At 63.3% G+C, this 16,916-nt stretch carries 16 protein-coding genes; 11 read left to right on the forward strand and 5 right to left on the reverse strand.

Annotated elements, in window-relative coordinates:
• Nucleotides 1-3 precede the first annotated feature (3 nt).
• The gene (locus LJY18_RS14295; RefSeq protein WP_238042489.1) at nt 4-630 is read right to left on the reverse strand and encodes a c-type cytochrome; all 627 of its coding nucleotides are present in this window, start codon (nt 628-630) and stop codon (nt 4-6) included.
• Nucleotides 631-866: 236 nt separating this feature from the next.
• Nucleotides 867-1,430: a hypothetical protein gene (locus LJY18_RS14300; RefSeq protein ID WP_238042490.1), complete on the reverse strand. Its 564-nt coding sequence runs from the start codon at nt 1,428-1,430 to the stop codon at nt 867-869.
• A 272-nt stretch (nt 1,431-1,702) separates the two neighbouring features.
• On the opposite strand from LJY18_RS14300, the gene LJY18_RS14305 reads away from it, so the two are divergent.
• From LJY18_RS14305 to LJY18_RS14315, 3 genes are all read left to right on the forward strand, one after another.
• Entirely contained in the window at nt 1,703-2,521 is an 819-nt protein-coding gene (locus LJY18_RS14305) for an NYN domain-containing protein (protein ID WP_238042491.1), read from the forward strand.
• 370 nt (nt 2,522-2,891) lie between these two features.
• On the forward strand, nt 2,892-3,575 hold the full coding sequence (locus tag LJY18_RS14310; protein WP_238042492.1) for a hypothetical protein: 684 nt from the start codon (nt 2,892-2,894) through the stop codon (nt 3,573-3,575).
• A 108-nt stretch (nt 3,576-3,683) separates the two neighbouring features.
• The gene (locus LJY18_RS14315) at nt 3,684-4,052 is read left to right on the forward strand and encodes a DUF6232 family protein (RefSeq protein ID WP_238042493.1); all 369 of its coding nucleotides are present in this window, start codon (nt 3,684-3,686) and stop codon (nt 4,050-4,052) included.
• 255 nt (nt 4,053-4,307) lie between these two features.
• On the opposite strand, the gene LJY18_RS14320 is transcribed toward LJY18_RS14315, so the two are convergent.
• The 3 genes from LJY18_RS14320 to LJY18_RS14330 all read right to left on the reverse strand — a co-directional run bounded on the left by LJY18_RS14320 (nt 4,308) and on the right by LJY18_RS14330 (nt 8,390).
• Nucleotides 4,308-5,081, reverse strand: a complete 774-nt coding sequence (locus LJY18_RS14320; protein ID WP_238042494.1) for a gamma-glutamyl-gamma-aminobutyrate hydrolase family protein — start codon at nt 5,079-5,081, stop codon at nt 4,308-4,310.
• 348 nt (nt 5,082-5,429) lie between these two features.
• Nucleotides 5,430-6,926, reverse strand: a complete 1,497-nt coding sequence (locus LJY18_RS14325; protein WP_238042495.1) for a CoA-acylating methylmalonate-semialdehyde dehydrogenase — start codon at nt 6,924-6,926, stop codon at nt 5,430-5,432.
• 117 nt (nt 6,927-7,043) lie between these two features.
• Nucleotides 7,044-8,390 (reverse strand): aspartate aminotransferase family protein, encoded by a 1,347-nt coding sequence (locus LJY18_RS14330; protein ID WP_238042496.1) that lies wholly within the window; start codon nt 8,388-8,390, stop codon nt 7,044-7,046.
• 150 nt (nt 8,391-8,540) lie between these two features.
• On the opposite strand from LJY18_RS14330, the gene LJY18_RS14335 reads away from it, so the two are divergent.
• From LJY18_RS14335 to LJY18_RS14370, 8 genes are all read left to right on the forward strand, one after another.
• A complete protein-coding gene (locus tag LJY18_RS14335; RefSeq protein ID WP_238042497.1) occupies nt 8,541-9,461 on the forward strand; it encodes a LysR family transcriptional regulator in 921 nt (306 codons plus the stop codon).
• A 277-nt stretch (nt 9,462-9,738) separates the two neighbouring features.
• Nucleotides 9,739-10,662 carry an aldo/keto reductase gene (locus tag LJY18_RS14340; protein ID WP_238042498.1) on the forward strand — a complete coding sequence of 308 codons (924 nt, stop codon included), beginning with the start codon at nt 9,739-9,741 and terminating at the stop codon, nt 10,660-10,662.
• Nucleotides 10,663-10,741: 79 nt separating this feature from the next.
• Entirely contained in the window at nt 10,742-12,043 is a 1,302-nt protein-coding gene (locus LJY18_RS14345; RefSeq protein WP_238042499.1) for an NTP/NDP exchange transporter, read from the forward strand.
• A 232-nt stretch (nt 12,044-12,275) separates the two neighbouring features.
• Nucleotides 12,276-12,944, forward strand: a complete 669-nt coding sequence (locus tag LJY18_RS14350; RefSeq protein WP_238042500.1) for a TetR/AcrR family transcriptional regulator — start codon at nt 12,276-12,278, stop codon at nt 12,942-12,944.
• Nucleotides 12,944-13,528 (forward strand): IMPACT family protein, encoded by a 585-nt coding sequence (locus LJY18_RS14355; protein ID WP_238042501.1) that lies wholly within the window; start codon nt 12,944-12,946, stop codon nt 13,526-13,528. Before LJY18_RS14350 ends, LJY18_RS14355 begins: the two co-directional genes overlap by 1 nt.
• A 72-nt stretch (nt 13,529-13,600) precedes the next feature.
• The gene (locus LJY18_RS14360; RefSeq protein ID WP_238042502.1) at nt 13,601-14,287 is read left to right on the forward strand and encodes an SDR family oxidoreductase; all 687 of its coding nucleotides are present in this window, start codon (nt 13,601-13,603) and stop codon (nt 14,285-14,287) included.
• A 131-nt stretch (nt 14,288-14,418) separates the two neighbouring features.
• Nucleotides 14,419-15,774, forward strand: a complete 1,356-nt coding sequence (locus LJY18_RS14365) for an 8-oxoguanine deaminase (protein WP_238042503.1) — start codon at nt 14,419-14,421, stop codon at nt 15,772-15,774.
• Nucleotides 15,775-15,907: 133 nt separating this feature from the next.
• Nucleotides 15,908-16,855, forward strand: a complete 948-nt coding sequence (locus LJY18_RS14370) for an adenosine deaminase (protein WP_238042504.1) — start codon at nt 15,908-15,910, stop codon at nt 16,853-16,855.
• Nucleotides 16,856-16,916 lie beyond the last annotated feature (61 nt).

Here is a 16,916-nt window from a genome sequence, read left to right on the forward strand (position 1 = left end):
GGATCAGGGCTGCAGCTGCTGCAGATAGGCGGCCAGGGCGGCGATCTGTGCGTCGCTGAAGTCGGCGGCGATCGACATCATCACCGAGCCGGCGCGACTCGGGTCCTTGTCGCGAAACCGCGTCAGCGCCTTGCGCAGGTACTCGGCGGGCTGGCCGGCCAGGCGTGGAGTGTTGTCGCGGCCCTCGGCATGCACGCCGTGGCAGCTGGTGCAGATGGTCTTGAACGTGACCTCGCCCTGCTGCTGCAACGCCGCATCGACCGGTTCGCGTTGCGCCAGGAGCTTCTGCTGGCCGAAGTAGATAGCGATGTTGACCCTATCCTCCAGGGTCAGGGTCGGCGCCAGCTTGGACATGACGAAGTCCTGGCGCTCGCCGCTGGCGAACTTCTCGAAGGCGTTGAACAGGTACACCGGGTTCTGCTGGGCCAGGTTGGGAATGTACGGCCGTTTGCTGTTGCCGTTCTCGCCGTGGCAATTGCCGCAGAACAGCATGCGTTCCTGGCCGGCAGCATAGGCCTGCTCGCGCAACACCGGGTCGGCGTTGAGCTGGGTAAAACGCTGCATGGCCTCATCGCTGGCCTGGGCCAGGCTGGCGATGCAACAGATGAACACAAGGGCGAGTACGCGCATGGCGGGAGACCTTTGCCTGGTTTGCTCGATAGGACGGGCGGCGACTATAGGCGCAACCACCCGGCCGTACCCCGGCACAGGTCAAGCAAATGGCAGATAGCCGGGCATCGCGACGGGATAGCCACCCCAGGCGTTGGGCCTGATGCCCTGGCGACCCACGCTCCAATCAACTGGCGGCGCCAACGAAAAAGCCCCGGTGCATGGACCGGGGCTTTTGGTTTACCGCCTCTTCGCTATTACTGACTCAGCGAAATCTGGCTGGTCTCGACCTTGAACTCACTCAAGCGCTTGAGTAGCGCGGCAATGTTCTCCTTGGCCGCGCCCTCGTTGGCCAAACGCAGACGCTTGATCGCCACGAAGGCATCACCCACGCCGGCAGTGAAGGGGGTGCGTAGCGTTTCGCGAAACAACACCGTGCCGCTGGCCTTTTCCACCAAGGTGTACTCGACCTCGGTTGTCACCTCGAAGTCCAGGCCGAACAGAGGCTGATCGACCTTCAGCAGGTTGGCGCGCAGGGTAAAGGGTGCTTCGCTGGAGGCGCTCAGCAAACCGGCTTTATTCAACGACTGGCTTAGCGCCGCATGAAAATCGGCCCCGTCGATTTCAGATGTCCACAGCGGATTGGTCTTGTCGCCGCCATTGACTTCGCTCAGGTGCAAGTTGTCGTGCAGCGGCTTGTCAAACTGAAGTGCCTGCGTTTGGTTATCGCTGACGGTCATACCTTCGATCTTCGCCGGCGAAGCGCAACCAGTGAGAACGATGGCAAATACACAAGCGAACAGTAAACGGAATATGGGCATGTACTTTCCTTAGCGGTCAGGTTGACCGAACAACTGGGTGGGGTCGGCAGTGCCGACCGCGCCAGGAACAGGCAGAAAGCAAAAGAGCCCCCCTGTGCGAATCGTCCCTGTTTGCGCGAGCGGAAGATTACGACCTGCCAGAGCAATGCTCAAGTAGCAGCAGTCGAGCAGAACCAAAGCGGGCGCGGCAGTCAAACCATCGCCCAAGACTGCCTATGGCGCCCTGCCAGCATCCGCAGTATGTTCAGGCATGCCTCTGCAAGGATGACCCCATGGCCAGCAAGACCCAGACCCCGCAACAGCAAAAGCTCCTGGCAGTGCTGATCGACGCCGACAATGCCTCGGCGGCCATCGTCGAAGGCCTGTTCGAGGAAATCGCCAAGTTCGGCGTCGCCAGCGTCAAGCGCATCTATGGCGACTGGACCCAGCCCAACCTCGGCAAGTGGAAACAGGTGCTGCTCGACCACAGCATCCAGCCGATCCAGCAATTCGCCTACACCCGCGGCAAGAACGCCACCGACAGCGCCCTGATCATCGACGCCATGGACCTGCTCTACACCCGGCGTTTCGACGGCTTCTGCCTGGTGTCCAGCGACAGCGACTTCACCCGCCTGGCCGCCCGCCTGCGCGAGGAAGGCCTGACTGTCTACGGCTTCGGCGAAGAGAAGACGCCCAAGCCCTTCGTCTCGGCCTGCGACAAGTTCATCTACACCGAAATCCTCCGCGCCGATGCGGTTGAAGCCCAGCCCGAGCCGGCCAGCAGCGACGAAAAATCCCCGCCAAGCACGAAAGGCGAACAAGCCGGCGAACCGCTCAAGGCGCCTGAGAAACCGAAAGCGCAGAAGGTCCCGGTGGACTTTATCGCCAAGGTCATCGAAGACATCGACGACGAGGACGGCTGGATCCAACTCGGCTCCCTCGGCTCGACCATCAGCAAACTACGCCCGGCGTTCGATGCACGGCTGTATGGCTTCAGGAAACTCAGCGACTTGATCAAGGGCCATCCCAAGCGCTTCGAGCTGCAGGTGCGCGGCAGCAGTGCGACGGGGGGCGAGTCGCTGTATGTGAGGAATAGAAAGGTGGGGAAGTGAAGGTAACGAGTCAGAAAATACATCCCCTTTATGCTCAGGCGCCAGGAGCGCCGGTTCCGCGAGGTTCTAGTCTGGCTACGGCGCAGTCTCAGGGCAGGAATCCGTACAAACGAAGAAATGTGCGAACACCGCTGATGGACAGAATGATGGCAACTGGTTAGCGTCGCAGGCGCTGCCGGTGAAATTGTCGGGCAGTCGGGCTTGCCGTCACCCCTGTCGCGTATCCCCTCGATCACTGTCGCGCTTACTGCGGCCCGATCGAGGCGGATCAAGGACTTACAGGACGACAAGGAATGTTATACGACACCGAGCCGCGTTTGAACGCGACATGGCATGTCGCCTAATAGTAGTTATAACTCAGGGATAATCCGTGGCCACGGCGAAGAGCAGCTTTAGCATCAGCAGGCTCATAGAGCTATTTGATAAGGAATTGAACAGAGACGAATCTAAATCTCTGGATTTAGCGCTGAAATCTTTGGCCAAAAGATTGGAATATTGCGAATATCACTACCAATTGTATTTAGAAAATTCAACCCCAAGTAAACTCACCCGAGAAAGATCAGGAATACCCCACAACAACTCCATCAGAACCCAATACGAAGCAAATTTTCTAGCCTTTCTTAATAACCTACACTGCATTGTCGATGCAGCACCATATGCCTTGAACATAATTTATAAGCAAACAACAGGGAAGTCTATTGACGACAAAAACGTAGGATGGGGAGATCACATAAAGCTATATAGCAATGAGAAAATACATGCTGCAATCGACAAAATTATTAACTGTGAAACCTTTCAAACAATAAGAGAACTCTCAAATAGGTCAAAGCACAAGCATCTAATACCAATATCCAACAGTGGCGAGTCACTTACAATAGCAAGCTTCAGCTATTCGATCAAAGGCGCTCCTGAAATCGTGGTACCGCCCACTAACCTTGATGAGTTCATGAGGCAATGCCATGAATCTCTAATTCCTCTAGTGGTAAACTTATTTAACGAAGTGATATCTATAAAAGAAAAAGAGTACGTGAACAATAATCTAATGCCATCATAAGTTATAACAACTGGTTCAAATCGCTCGCTTCGCTCACTGGGACGGGCCAAAGCCCGCCCTTAACCAAACGTTAGACCTTAATCACCACCCACAAATCGAGAGATCAAAATGGACGAAAAAATCTTCTTCAATCAAGGGAATGTAAGCGTAAGCAACAGCCGATTTATTGTTGACGGCCAAACTTATGCAATGAGCAACGTTACCTCAGTAAAGTCTGGCGCCACACCTCCAGATAGAGGCACTGCCATTATTATTGCCATCATAGGTTTGGCTTGTTTGTTTGGAAGCGGGTGGGTGTTCGTAGCCGGAATAGTAGCGTTAGCCATAGCAATTCTGGTTTGGATAGGTAGCAAAGCAAAATACTCTGTGATTTTGAACACCTCATCAGGTGAAAACCAGGCATTGGTAAGCGAAGACGAGTCATATATATCCAATGTAATTTCGTCGTTAAATGAGGCAATAGTTAGCCGCGGCTAATCTGCTTCAAGCAACTTGATCGTACCCACGCGCCGCGTGGGCACGCAGCACTGGACGCTCCGCATCCTTGCTCGGCGAGCGGCAACCTAAACCGTGACGCGGAGCGTCACAGGCGATGTGCCCACGCTGGAGCGTGGGCACAATCAGTCGTTCTTTTGGTAATCCTGCGCAGCGCAGGTCGGATCATGCGCCGCCCCACAAAACCAAAGGCCAGTCTCGCGACTGGCCTATGGCTCTAGATTACCGGCGCAGCGTTTAGGCCGGCGCCCCCACCCTGCTCTTCTTCGCCTGATACGCCTTGGCCGCATCGTGGAAGGCCTGCAGCAGCGCGTTGTAATCCGCCTTCTCCCAATAACGGTATTCCGGGTGCCACTGCACGCCGACGGCGAAGGCCTTGGCGCCGATCACGCTGAGCGCCTCGATCTGCCCGTCCTCGGCCACGGCCTCGACCTGCAGTCCTTCGCCGAGGCGGTCGATGCCCTGGCCGTGCAGCGAGTTGACCTTGATCTCGCGCTCGCCGAGCAGCTGGTGCAGCAGGCCGCCCTCGGTCAGGGTCACGTTGTGCATGGGGCCGTAGGCGACATCGTCCGGCACGTCCTTGCGCTCGCGGTGGTCGAGGCGGTCTGCCACTTCGTGGACCTCGCGGTGCAAGGTCCCGCCGTACAACACGTTCATTTCCTGCACGCCGCGGCAGATGCCGAGGAAGGGAATGCCGCGCTCGATGCAGGCACGCATCAGGCGTAACACGGTTTCATCACGCGGCTTGTCGGCCAGGCCGAGGCCGGGGTGTTCGTCGCCGTAGAAGCTGGGGTGCACGTTGGACAGCGAGCCGCCGAACATGATGCCGGAGACGCTGTCGAGTACGGTGTCCAGGTCGAGTTGGTCGGCGAAGGCCGGGATCATCAGCGGGAAGGCACCGTAGCCGGTCACCGACTGGATGTACTTCTCGCCCACCAGGTGGAACCAGCCGATGTCGCGGTCGGTCAGCTGCCAGCGGCACAGGGGTAGGCCAATCAGGGGTTTATTCATTGCAGGGAAGTCCTCTTCTTAGAACCGCCTACGGCCGGCTGCGCGTCGGAAAAACTGCGTTGAGAACGTCTTCGAAATGCTCATTTACAACTCGTAAACTCCGCTTTCTCAGCCGTTCTCGCCTGGTTTTTCTCTAGCTCGCACGCCCGTAAGTTGGCCCTGGTTATTTGAAGTGGGCTGCCCTTGGGAGAGCGGGCTTGCAGGTCACGTGGCCGTGAGTCCGCTCACCCAAGGGGTGCCGCAACCGGCCGGGCCGGATCACTGCACCAATGCCGCGCCCGCGCGGCAGGTTGTACTGCGAAAAAATCAAAAAAAGGGCCGGTCTCGCGACCAGCCCTTGGTTACCTCTTAACCGTTACTCGGGAAGGCGAACTGCGCCGCCTCATGCGAGGCGCGCTGCGGCCAGCGCTGGGTGATGGCCTTCTTGCGGGTGTAGAAGCGCACGCCGTCCGGGCCGTAGGCATGCAGGTCGCCGAACAGCGAACGCTTCCAGCCGCCGAAGCTGTGGTAGGCCACCGGCACCGGCAGGGGCACGTTGACGCCGACCATGCCGACTTCGATCTCGTCGCAGAACAGCCGCGCCGACTCGCCGTCGCGGGTGAAGATGCAGGTGCCGTTGCCGTATTCGTGGTCGTTGATCAACTGCATGGCGTCTTCCAGGCTGTTGACCCGAACGATGCACAGCACCGGACCGAAGATCTCGTCGGTGTAGATGGTCATTTCCGGGGTGACCTTGTCGAACAGGGTGCCACCGAGGAAGAAGCCGTTCTCGTTGCCGCTGACACTCAGATTGCGACCGTCGACCACCAGTTCTGCACCGGCGGCGACGCCGGCGTCGATGTAACCCTTGACCTTGTCGCGGGCGGCGCTGGTGACCAGCGGGCCCATGTCGAGGCCGCAGGAAGTGCCGGCGCCGATCTTCAGTTCGTGAATCTGTGGGGCGATCTTCTGTACCAGGGCATCGGCGATCTGGTCGCCGACGCACACGGCAACCGAGATGGCCATGCAGCGTTCGCCGCAGGAACCGTAGGCCGCGCCCATCAGGGCGCTGACGGCGTTGTCCAGATCCGCGTCGGGCATCAGCACCGCGTGGTTCTTCGCCCCGCCGAGGGCCTGCACGCGCTTGCCGTGCTTGGTGCCTTCGCTGTAGATGTATTCGGCGATCGGGGTCGAGCCGACGAAGCTCAGGGCTTTGACTTCCGGGGCCTCGATCAGCGCATCGACCGCGACCTTGTCGCCGTGCACCACGTTCATCACGCCGTTCGGCAGGCCGGCTTCGATCAGCAGGGCGGCGATGTACAGGGTCGAGCTGGGGTCACGCTCGGACGGCTTGAGGATAAAGCAGTTGCCGCAGACGATGGCCAGCGGGTACATCCACAGCGGCACCATGGCCGGGAAGTTGAACGGGGTAATCCCCGCCACCACGCCGATCGGCTGCAGGTCGCTCCAGGCGTCGATATTGGGGCCGACGTTGCGGCTGTATTCGCCCTTGAGAACTTGCGGGGCGGCGCAGGCGAACTCGACGTTTTCGATGCCGCGCTTGAGTTCGCCGGTGGCGTCCTCGAGGGTCTTGCCGTGCTCTTCGCTGATCAGCTTGGCGATGGCGCCTTCGTGCTCTTCGAGCAGTTGCTTGAAGCGGAACATCACCTGGGCGCGCTTGGCCGGCGGGGTCTTGCGCCAGGCCGGGAACGCGGCCTTGGCGGCGTCGATGGCCTGCTGGATGGTGGCGCGATCGGCCAGGGCGACCTGGTGGATCACCTCGCCGGTGGACGGGTTGAATACGTCGGCGTGGCGGCCGGTGCCGGCAACGCGTTCGCCGTTGATCAGGTGCGGGATATGGCTCATGCGGTGTTCCTCTATAGCTAATCTGTTTTTGTAGGAGCGGGCGGGACGCGCAGTCCCAAGTCCGTGATTCGCTGGGTTTCGCGGGCGTGGTCCGCTCCTACAGCGGTTGTAATTGTTTCAGTCCAGGCGATTCAGGGTCTCGCCGACGGCATTGAACACGCGGTCGAGGTCCTCCATCTTGGCGTTGAAGGTTGGGCCGAATTGCAGGGTGTCGCCACCGAAGCGCACGTAGAAACCAGCCTTCCACAGGGCCATGCCGATTTCGAACGGGCGGATCACCGGGTCGCCGTCACGCGGCGCGATCTGGATCGCACCGGCCAGGCCGCAGTTGCGGATGTCGACGACGTGCTTGCTGCCTTTGAGGCCATGCAAGGCGTTGGCGAACTTGGGCGCCAGCTCGGCAGACTGCTGCACCAGGTTTTCGCGCTTGAGCAGCTCCAGCGAAGCCAGGCCGGCGGCGCAGGCCACCGGGTGCGAAGAATAGGTGTAGCCGTGGGTGAACTCGACCATGTGCTCGGGCGTGGGCTGCTGCATGAAGGTCTGGTAGATCTCGCTGCTGGCGATCACCGCGCCCAGCGGTATGGCGCCGTTGGTGATCTGCTTAGCGGCGTTGATGATGTCCGGGGTGACGCCGAAGTACTCGGAACCGCTCCACTTGCCCATGCGGCCGAAGGCGGTGATCACCTCGTCGAAGATCAGCAGGATGTTGTGCTGCGTACAGATCTCGCGCAGGCGCTGCAGGTAGCCCACCGGCGGCACGATGACGCCTGCCGAACCGGACATCGGCTCGACGATCACCGCGGCGATGTTCGAGGCGTCGTGCAGCTCGATCAGTTTCAGCAGCTCATTGGCCAGCTCGACGCCGCCGGTCGCGGCCATGCCGTTGGTGTAGGCCAGGTGCGGCTGCAGGGTGTGCGGCAGGTGGTCGACATCCATGAACTGGCCGTACATCTTGCGGTTGCCACCGATGCCGCCGAGGCTGGTGCCGGCGATGTTGACGCCGTGGTAGCCGCGGGCGCGGCCGATGAACTTGGTCTTGGCCGGCTGCCCCTTGAGACGCCAGTAAGCCTTGGCCATCTTCACCGAGGTGTCGGCGCACTCGGAGCCGGAGCTGGTGAAGAACACATGGTCCAGACCTGCCGGCATCAAGTCAGCGATCTGCTCGGCCAGCTGGAAAGACAAGGGATGGCCGTATTGGAAGCCCGGCGAGTAGTCGAGGGTGCCGAGCTGCCTGGCCACCGCCTCCTGGATTTCCTTGCGTGAGTGACCGGCACCGCAGGTCCACAGGCCGGACAGGCTGTCGTAGATCTTGCGGCCCTGATCGTCGGTCAGCCAGCTGCCTTCGGCGGCGACAATCAGTCGAGGGTCGCGCTGGAAGTTGCGGTTGGCGGTAAACGGCATCCAGTGGGCATCCAGCTTGAGCTGGCTGGCCAATGACGGGGTGGCGGTCTGCGGCATGTTCATGGCGGCCTCGCAAGGAAAGTGGAAGCAACTGGGTATCTGTTGATCGGCTGTGGAAACGATAAAAACCAATCTGTTGCCAGACAAGGTGCCACGGGCATACATTCGGTAAAACCATACTCTTCTTATCTTTAGTTAAGCGACTACTAAACAATGAGCACACGCCGCCCCGAACCCCTGGCCCAGGTCAGCGACTTTGATATCCGCCTGCTCAAGCTGTTTCGCAGCGTGGCGGAATGCGGCGGCTTCTCCGCCGCCGAGAGCGTGCTGGGCATCGGCCGCTCGGCCATCAGCCAGCAGATGAGCGACCTCGAACAGCGCCTCGGCTTGCGCCTGTGCCAGCGCGGGCGCGCGGGTTTTGCCCTGACCGAGGAAGGCCGCGAGGTGTACCGCTCGACCCAGCAACTGCTGGCGGCGCTGGAGAGCTTTCGCACCGAGGTCAACGGCCTGCATCAACACCTGCGCGGCGAACTGAATATCGGCCTGACCGACAACCTGGTGACGGTGCCACACATGCGCATCACCAACGCCCTGGCGCGCCTCAAGGAACGCGGCCCGGACGTGCGCATCCATATCCGCATGACCCCGCCGAGCGAGGTCGAGCAAGGCGTGCTCGACGGCCGCCTGCATATCGGCGTGGTGCCGCAGGCCGGCGCACTGAGCGGGCTCGACTACCAGGCGCTGTACGACGAGCGCTCGCTGCTCTACTGCGCGGTCGGCCATCCGCTGTTTTATGTCGACGACCAGCAGCTTGAGGATCAGCGCCTGAATGCCCAGGACGCCATCGCGCCGACCTTCCGCCTGCCGCCTGAAGTGCAGAGCCACTACCAGGCACTCAACTGCACCGCCAGCGCCTCGGACCGTGAGGGCATGGCCTTTCTGATTCTCACCGGGCGTTTCATCGGCTACCTGCCCGATCACTATGCCGCGGCCTGGGTACAGCAGGGCCGCCTGCGCGCCCTGAAAGCCAGCTCGCGCTTTTATGACGTCAGCCTGGCTGCCGTCACCCGCAAGGGCCGCCGGCCGCATCTGGTGCTGGAGAGCTTTCTCGAGGGACTGGCGACGAACGGCTGAGCGGCGTCGCCGAAGGGCGGCCTTGGCGCGCAGCGACAGTCCGCCAGCTTGTGTGCCGTGCCGATCAACCAGGGTGCACGGCCTGCTGCGAGGGAACCCCTTCAGCGCGGCACTTACCAGATCAGGCGGTGATTCATGACATAGGCCGGTCCGGATGCGCCGCCCATGGCGCCTCGGGGCATCGACACACCAGGTAACAACCGGGCGGGCGCAGGTGGCGCGCGGGGTGGTCACATAACTATGCTCGTTACCCATGCCGGGTCACCCCGAGGATGCCATGCCTAGCCGTCGCCACTTCATCCAGCGCAGCGCCGCCCTGCTCAGTCTTATTGCTGCCGCGCCCTGGTTGGCGCGCAGTGCCTTCGCCCTGGATCCCGGGCAGTTGCTGCAGCGGCAGATTCCCGGCAGCGACGAACGCCTGCCGGTGATCGGCCTGGGCACCTCACGCACCTTCGATGTCCGCCTCGACGATGCCAGCCTCAGCCCCCTGGACGAGGTGATGCGCACCTTTATCAACAGCGGCGGCAGGCTGATCGACACCGCGCCCAGCTACGGCAACGCCGAGGCCGTCAGCGGCGAACTGCTCAGGCGCACCAGTACCCAGGACAAGGCGTTTCTCGCGACCAAGGTGTCCGCCACCGGCCGCGAGCGTGGCCTGGCCCAGGTCGCGGCCAGCCTGCGGGCCTTGCAAACCGACACGCTCGATCTGCTGCAGGTGCACAACCTGCAGGACACCCGCACCCAACTGGCCCTGCTGCGCGAGCTGAAGGAACAGGGCAAGGTGCGCTACATCGGCATCACCCATTACCGCGAGTCGGCCCACGACGACCTGCTCGCGGTGCTGGCGAAGGAGCCGGTGGATTTCGTCCAGTTCAACTATTCGGTGGCCGAGCGCAACGCCGAGAAACGTCTGCTGCCCTACTGCGCCGACCGCGGTATCGCCACCCTGATCAACCGGCCGTTCCAGCGCGGCCAGTTGTTCAAGCGGGTCGAGGGCAAGTCGCTGCCGGAGTGGGCGATCGAGGTCGACGCCACCTCCTGGGCGCAGCTGCTGCTCAAGTTCATCCTCGCCAACCCGGCGGTGACCGTGGTGATCCCGGCCACCTCCAAGGCGCGCTACATGGCCGACAACCTGCTGGCCGGCCACGGCCGCCTGCCGGATGCGGCGCTGCGTGAGCGGATCGTTCGCGCGTTCGGCTAAATCACGGTCGATACTTTTCATAGGTGCGGGGGGCATTGTCCACCGGCAGATATGCGGCCCGTCTTTGAAGGGAACAGCCATGAGCCCAACCCAACGCCTGGCCGGTGCGATCAATGCCAAACCGGCCGAACTGCTCGCCGCGCTGGGTGCCTTCGGCCTGTTCTTCTGCCTGTTCAGCGGCTATTTCATGCTGCGCCCGGTCCGCGAAGCGATGGGCATTCGCGGCGGGGTGGAGAACCTGCAGTGGCTGTTCAGCGCCACTTTCCTGGTCATGCTGGTCGCCGTGCCGCTGTTCGCCTGGCTCAATTCGCGGGTGCCGCGGGCACGCTATATCGACTGGGTGTACGGGTTTTTCATCGTCAACCTGCTGAGCTTCGCCGCGCTGTTTCAGTGGGCCGGCGACGATATAGGGGCGGCGCGGCTGTTCTACGTGTGGATCTCGGTCTACAACCTGTTCGTGGTCTCGGTGGCCTGGAGCCTGATGGCCGATGTCTTCGATGCGGCCCAGGCCAAGCGTCTGTTTGCCTTTATCGCCGCCGGCGCCAGTTGCGGCGGCCTGGCCGGGCCGGCTCTCAGCGCCCTGCTGGTCGACGCCATCGGCCAGAGCGGCCTGATCTTCTGCGCTGCCCTGCTGCTCGGCGGCGCCGTGCTGGCCAAGCACTACCTGATGGCCTGGCGCGCCCAAGGCGGTGCCGGCCGCCCCGGCGCACCACCCAGCGAGAACCCGCGCGAGCCGGTGGCGGGCAACCCGTTCAGCGGCATGACCCGGGTGCTGGCTTCGCCCTACCTGCTGGGCATCAGCGCCTTCGTCATCCTCCTGGCGACGGCGAGCACCTTCCTCTATTTCGAGCAGGCGCGCCTGGTGGCGCTGACCTTTCCGGAGCGCAACCAGCAGATCCGCGTGTTCGGCCTGATCGACTTCAGCGTGCAGGCACTGTCGCTGCTGGCGCAGCTGTTCATCACCGGGCGACTGGCGGAGAAATTCGGCCTGCGCGTGCTCCTGGCCGGGGTGCCGCTACTGGTCTGCCTGGGCTTTCTCGGCCTGGCCCTGGCGCCGACCTTCGCCATGCTCGCAGCGCTGATGATCGTGCGCCGAGTCGGCGAGTACGCCTTCGTCCGCCCCGGCCGGGAAATGCTCTTCGCCCCCCTCGATGCGCAGGCCAAGTACAAGGCCAAGAACTTCATCGACACCGTGGTCTATCGCGGTGGCGACGCCGTCAGCGCCTGGGCCAAGGCACTGCTCGACTTGCTCAGCCAGGGCGTATTGCTTGCCGCCCTGGTCGGCGCCGCTTTGGCCGCCGCGTGGGGCGCGTTGGGCTGGTACCTGGGCGGGCGCCAGGAACAGGCAAAGCCGCAGGCGGCCCCCGAACCGCGTGACTGAGATCACCCGTAGAGCCTAGGTTCTTGCGCAAGATCTGCGGCAGCCACCCTGGCCGGGCTACCGGGGCTCGGCGCCAGAGCGCAAGACACCTCGCCACGCCCGCACATTCCTTGTACCTAACCTGGATTGGGGTACATCCCCAGCGGTTTTTCTGCGCCTTGCGCTTGTCACCTCGGCGACAGTGGGTTATCAGTGCAGTCGTCTGAAAACCTGACCACCGTGGAACCGCCCCATGACCGTAGAAGTCCCCGCGCACAGCGCCCATGCCGCCGGCAGGCCGGCCGGGCGCATTCGCCAGAAGAACGAAGAAGCCATCCTTGCCGCCGCCGAGGAAGAATTCGCCCGTCACGGTTTCAAGGGCACCAGCATGAACACCATCGCGCAGACCGTCGGCCTGCCGAAAGCCAACCTGCACTACTACTTCAACAACAAGCTGGGCCTGTACCTGGCGGTGCTGGGCAACATCCTCGATCTCTGGGACAGCACCTTCAATACCCTGACCGTCGATGACGATCCGGCCGAGGCCCTGGCCCGCTATATCCGCGCCAAGATGGAGTTCTCGCGGCGCTACCCCAAGGCCTCGCGGATCTTCGCCATGGAGGTGATCAGCGGCGGCGAGTGCCTGTCGGCGTTCTTCAACCAGGACTACCAGAGCTGGTTCCGCGGCCGCGCCGCGGTGTTCGAAGCCTGGATCGCAGCCGGCAAGATGGACCCGGTCGACCCGGTACACCTGATCTTCCTGCTGTGGGGTAGCACCCAGCATTACGCCGACTTCGCCTCGCAGATCTGCCGGGTCACCGGGCGCACGCGCCTGACCAAGCAGGACTTTGAAGTGGCCAGCGACAACCTGGTGCGCATCATCCTCAAGGGCTGCGGCCTGACCCCGCCCGCCACAGCCTGATGCCCTACACCCTGCTCGGCCCTTGCGACTACCGCGAGGAGATCCGCAAGAGCCGCTTCCTCGCCCTCGCCGCGCCGGTGGCCAGCGCCGCCGAGGCGCAGGCGTTCATCGCGCGCGTCAGCGATCCCGGCGCCTCGCACAACTGCTGGGCCTGGAAGGTCGGCGACCAGTACCGGTTCAGCGACGACGGCGAACCCGGCGGCACCGCCGGGCGGCCGATCCTCGCCGCCATCGAAAGCCAGGACTGCGACCAGGTCGCGGTGCTGGTGATCCGCTGGTACGGCGGCATCCAGCTCGGCACCGGCGGCTTGGCCCGCGCCTATGGCGGCAGTGCCAACAAGTGTTTGCAGGGCGGCCAACGCCGCGAACTGGTAACGCGCACTCGCTGCGCCTGCCACTGCGGCTTCGCCGAGCTGGCGCTGCTCAAGGCGCGCCTGAGCGAACTGGACGCCGTGCTGGACAGCGAGACCTTCGATGCCAGCGGCGCCGAACTGCACTTGGCGGTGCCCGAAGCGCGTTTCGCCGAACTGCAGCGGCTGCTGGCCGATATCAGCCGCGGACGCAGCACGCTACGCCGGCTGTAGGTGAATGCGCCAAGACTTATCGACTGGTATCAAGCAGCCCGACTCAACCCATACCCCCTGGAGCAAACCCCCATGACCTCGACTCGAACCGCCCTGATCATCGGCGCCTCCCGTGGCCTCGGCCTCGGCCTGGTCAAGCAGCTGCACGCCGATGGCTGGAAGGTCATCGCCACCGTGCGCGACCGGCAACGCGCCGAGGCGTTGCAGGCCGTGCCGGGCGTGCGCATCGAGACGCTGGACATCGACGACGGCGCCGCCCTGGAAACCCTGGCCGGGCGCCTGCAGGGCGTGGTTTTCGACCTCCTGCTGATTAATGCCGGCATCCTCGGCCCGGCGCATCAGTCGACCGACGCGGCCACAGCCGCCGAACTGGGCCAGCTGTTCATGACCAACGCCGTCGCGCCGATTCGCCTGGCCGAACGCCTGATCGAGCAGATCCGCCCGGCTAGCGGTGTGCTGGCATTCATGAGTTCGGTGCTCGGCAGCGTGGCCAATCCAGAGGGCGCCGAGTTGGCGCTGTACAAGGCGAGCAAGGCCGCCCTCAACTCGCTGACCAACAGCCTGGTCTGCAGCCTGGCCGAACCGCGCCCGACGGTATTGTCGCTGCACCCGGGCTGGGTCAAGACCGAGATGGGCGGTGCCGGCGCCAGCCTGGAGATAGCCACCAGCTGCCGCGGCCTGGTGACGCAGATCGAGCGGCATGCCGGGCGTGGCGGCCATCATTTCGTCGACTACCTGGGACAGGCCATCCCCTGGTGAACCGCGCCACCGGTTGATCCTGACCGACAGGACAGGTATCTTCAGCGGCACGCCATCCGGCGCACCTGGATCAGCAGACAGGGTCAACACTGAGCTGGCTAACCTGAACTCACCCTCAGAGGAGCCTGCCCATGGCAGCTACCCGCATCTGGATCAAGAACCCCCTGGCCGTCTTCACCGCCAACCAGCTCGACGCCGCTGGCGGCCTGGTGATCGACAATGGCCTGATCTGCGAACTGCTCGGCGCCGGCCAGCAACCTTCGCATCCCTGCGATCAGGTGTTCGACGCCCGCGAGCATGTGCTGTTGCCGGGGCTGATCAACACCCATCATCACTTCTACCAGACCCTTACCCGCGCCTGGGCACCGGTGGTCAACCAGCCGCTGTTCCCCTGGCTGCAGACCCTCTATCCGGTATGGGCGCGCCTGACCCCGGACAAGCTCGCGCTGGCCAGCAAGGTGGCCCTGGCCGAACTGCTGCTGTCCGGTTGCAGCACCGCGGCGGACCATCATTACCTGTTCCCGGACGGCCTGGAGCACGCCATCGACGTGCAGGTCGAGGCGGTGCGCGAGCTGGGCATGCGCGCCATGCTCACCCGCGGCTCGATGAGCCTGGGCGAGGCCGACGGCGGCCTGCCGCCGCAGCAGACGGTGCAGCAGGGCGAGGTGATCCTGGCCGACAGCCAGCGCCTGATTCGCCAGTACCATGAGCGCGGCGCCGGTGCGCAGATCCAGATCGCCCTGGCGCCCTGCTCGCCGTTCTCGGTGACGCCGGAGATCATGCGCCAGAGCGCCGAACTGGCCGAGGAACTGGACGTGCGCCTGCACACTCACCTGGCCGAGACCCTCGACGAGGAGGACTTCTGCCTGCAGCGCTTCGGCCTGCGCACCGTGGATTATCTGCACAGCGTCGGCTGGCTCGGCCCGCGCACCTGGCTGGCCCACGGCATCCACTTCAACCCGGACGAGATCGCCCGCCTCGGCGCCGCCGGCACCGGCATCAGCCATTGCCCCAGCTCGAACATGCGCCTGGCCTCGGGCATCTGCCCGACCCTCGACCTGCAGGCGGCTGGCGCGCCGATCGGCCTCGGCGTCGACGGCTCGGCGTCCAACGATGCCTCCAACATGATCCTCGAGACGCGCCAGGCCCTGTACCTGCAACGCCTGCGCTACGGCGCCGAGAAGATCACCCCGCAGCTGGTGCTGGGCTGGGCCACGCAAGGCTCGGCACGCCTGCTCGGGCGCAGCGATATCGGCGAACTGGCGGTCGGCAAGCAGGCCGACCTGGCGCTGTTCAAGCTCGACGAGCTGCGTTTCTCCGGCAGCCACGACCCGCTCTCGGCCCTGCTGCTGTGCGGTGCCGACCGCGCCGACCGGATGATGATCGGCGGTCAGTGGCGGGTGATCGACGGCCAGATCGAAGGCCTGGACGTGGCGCAATTGATCGCCGATCACCGTCAGGCCGCACGCGAGTTGATCGCCGGTTAGCGATGGCCAATGCGCATGCGCCATCTACGGAACCGTAGGGCGGGTGCAACCCGCCAATTTGTCATGCGGCGGGTTGCACCCGCCCTACGCGGTTAAACTCATCAGCAACCACGCCCAATAGCGAGACTTCATCATGTACGACTGGCTCAACGCCCTGCCCAAGGCCGAATTGCACCTACACCTGGAAGGTTCCCTAGAGCCCGAACTGCTGTTCGCCCTGGCCGCGCGCAACAAGATCAAGCTGCCCTGGAACGATGTCGAGGCGCTACGCGGCGCCTATGCCTTCAACAACCTGCAGGAATTTCTCGACCTCTATTACCAGGGCGCCGACGTGCTGCGCACCGAGCAGGATTTCTACGACCTGACCTGGGCCTACCTGCTCAAGTGCAAGGCGCAGAACGTGATTCACACCGAACCCTTCTTCGACCCGCAGACTCACACCGACCGCGGCATCCCTTTCGAGGTGGTGCTGCGCGGGATCAAGCAGGCGCTGGTCGATGGCGAGAAACAACTGGGCATCAGCCACGGCCTGATCCTCAGCTTCCTGCGCCATCTGTCCGAGGAAGAAGCGTTCAACACCCTCGAGCAGGCCAGGCCATTTCGCGATGCCTTCATCGCCGTCGGCCTCGACAGCTCGGAAATGGGTCACCCACCCAGCAAGTTCCAGCGGGTGTTCGACCGGGCGCGCAGCGAGGGCTACCTGACCGTCGCCCACGCCGGCGAGGAAGGCCCGCCCGAGTACATCTGGCAGGCGCTGGACCTGCTCAAGATCGAGCGCATCGACCATGGCGTGCGCGCCCTCGAGGACGAGCGGCTGATGCAGCGGATCATCGACGAGCAGATCCCGCTGACCGTCTGCCCGCTGTCGAATATCAAGCTGCGGGTGTTCGACGACATGCGCCAGCACAACATCCTCGAGATGCTCGAGCGCGGGGTCAAGGTCACGGTCAACTCCGACGATCCGGCCTACTTCGGTGGCTACGTCACCGAGAACTTCGCCGCCCTGCACGACAGCCTCGGCATGACCCAAGAGCAAGCCCAACGCCTGGCGCAGAACAGCCTGGAGGCGCGGTTAGGCTGAGTACCCTGTAGTTTGCTCGTCCGGCGCCGACACACAAGGTGCATGTTGAACAGATGATCAG

The sequence above is a fragment of the Pseudomonas sp. MMS21 TM103 genome (assembly GCF_022132145.1).
Taxonomy (GTDB): Bacteria; Pseudomonadota; Gammaproteobacteria; order Pseudomonadales; family Pseudomonadaceae; genus Aquipseudomonas.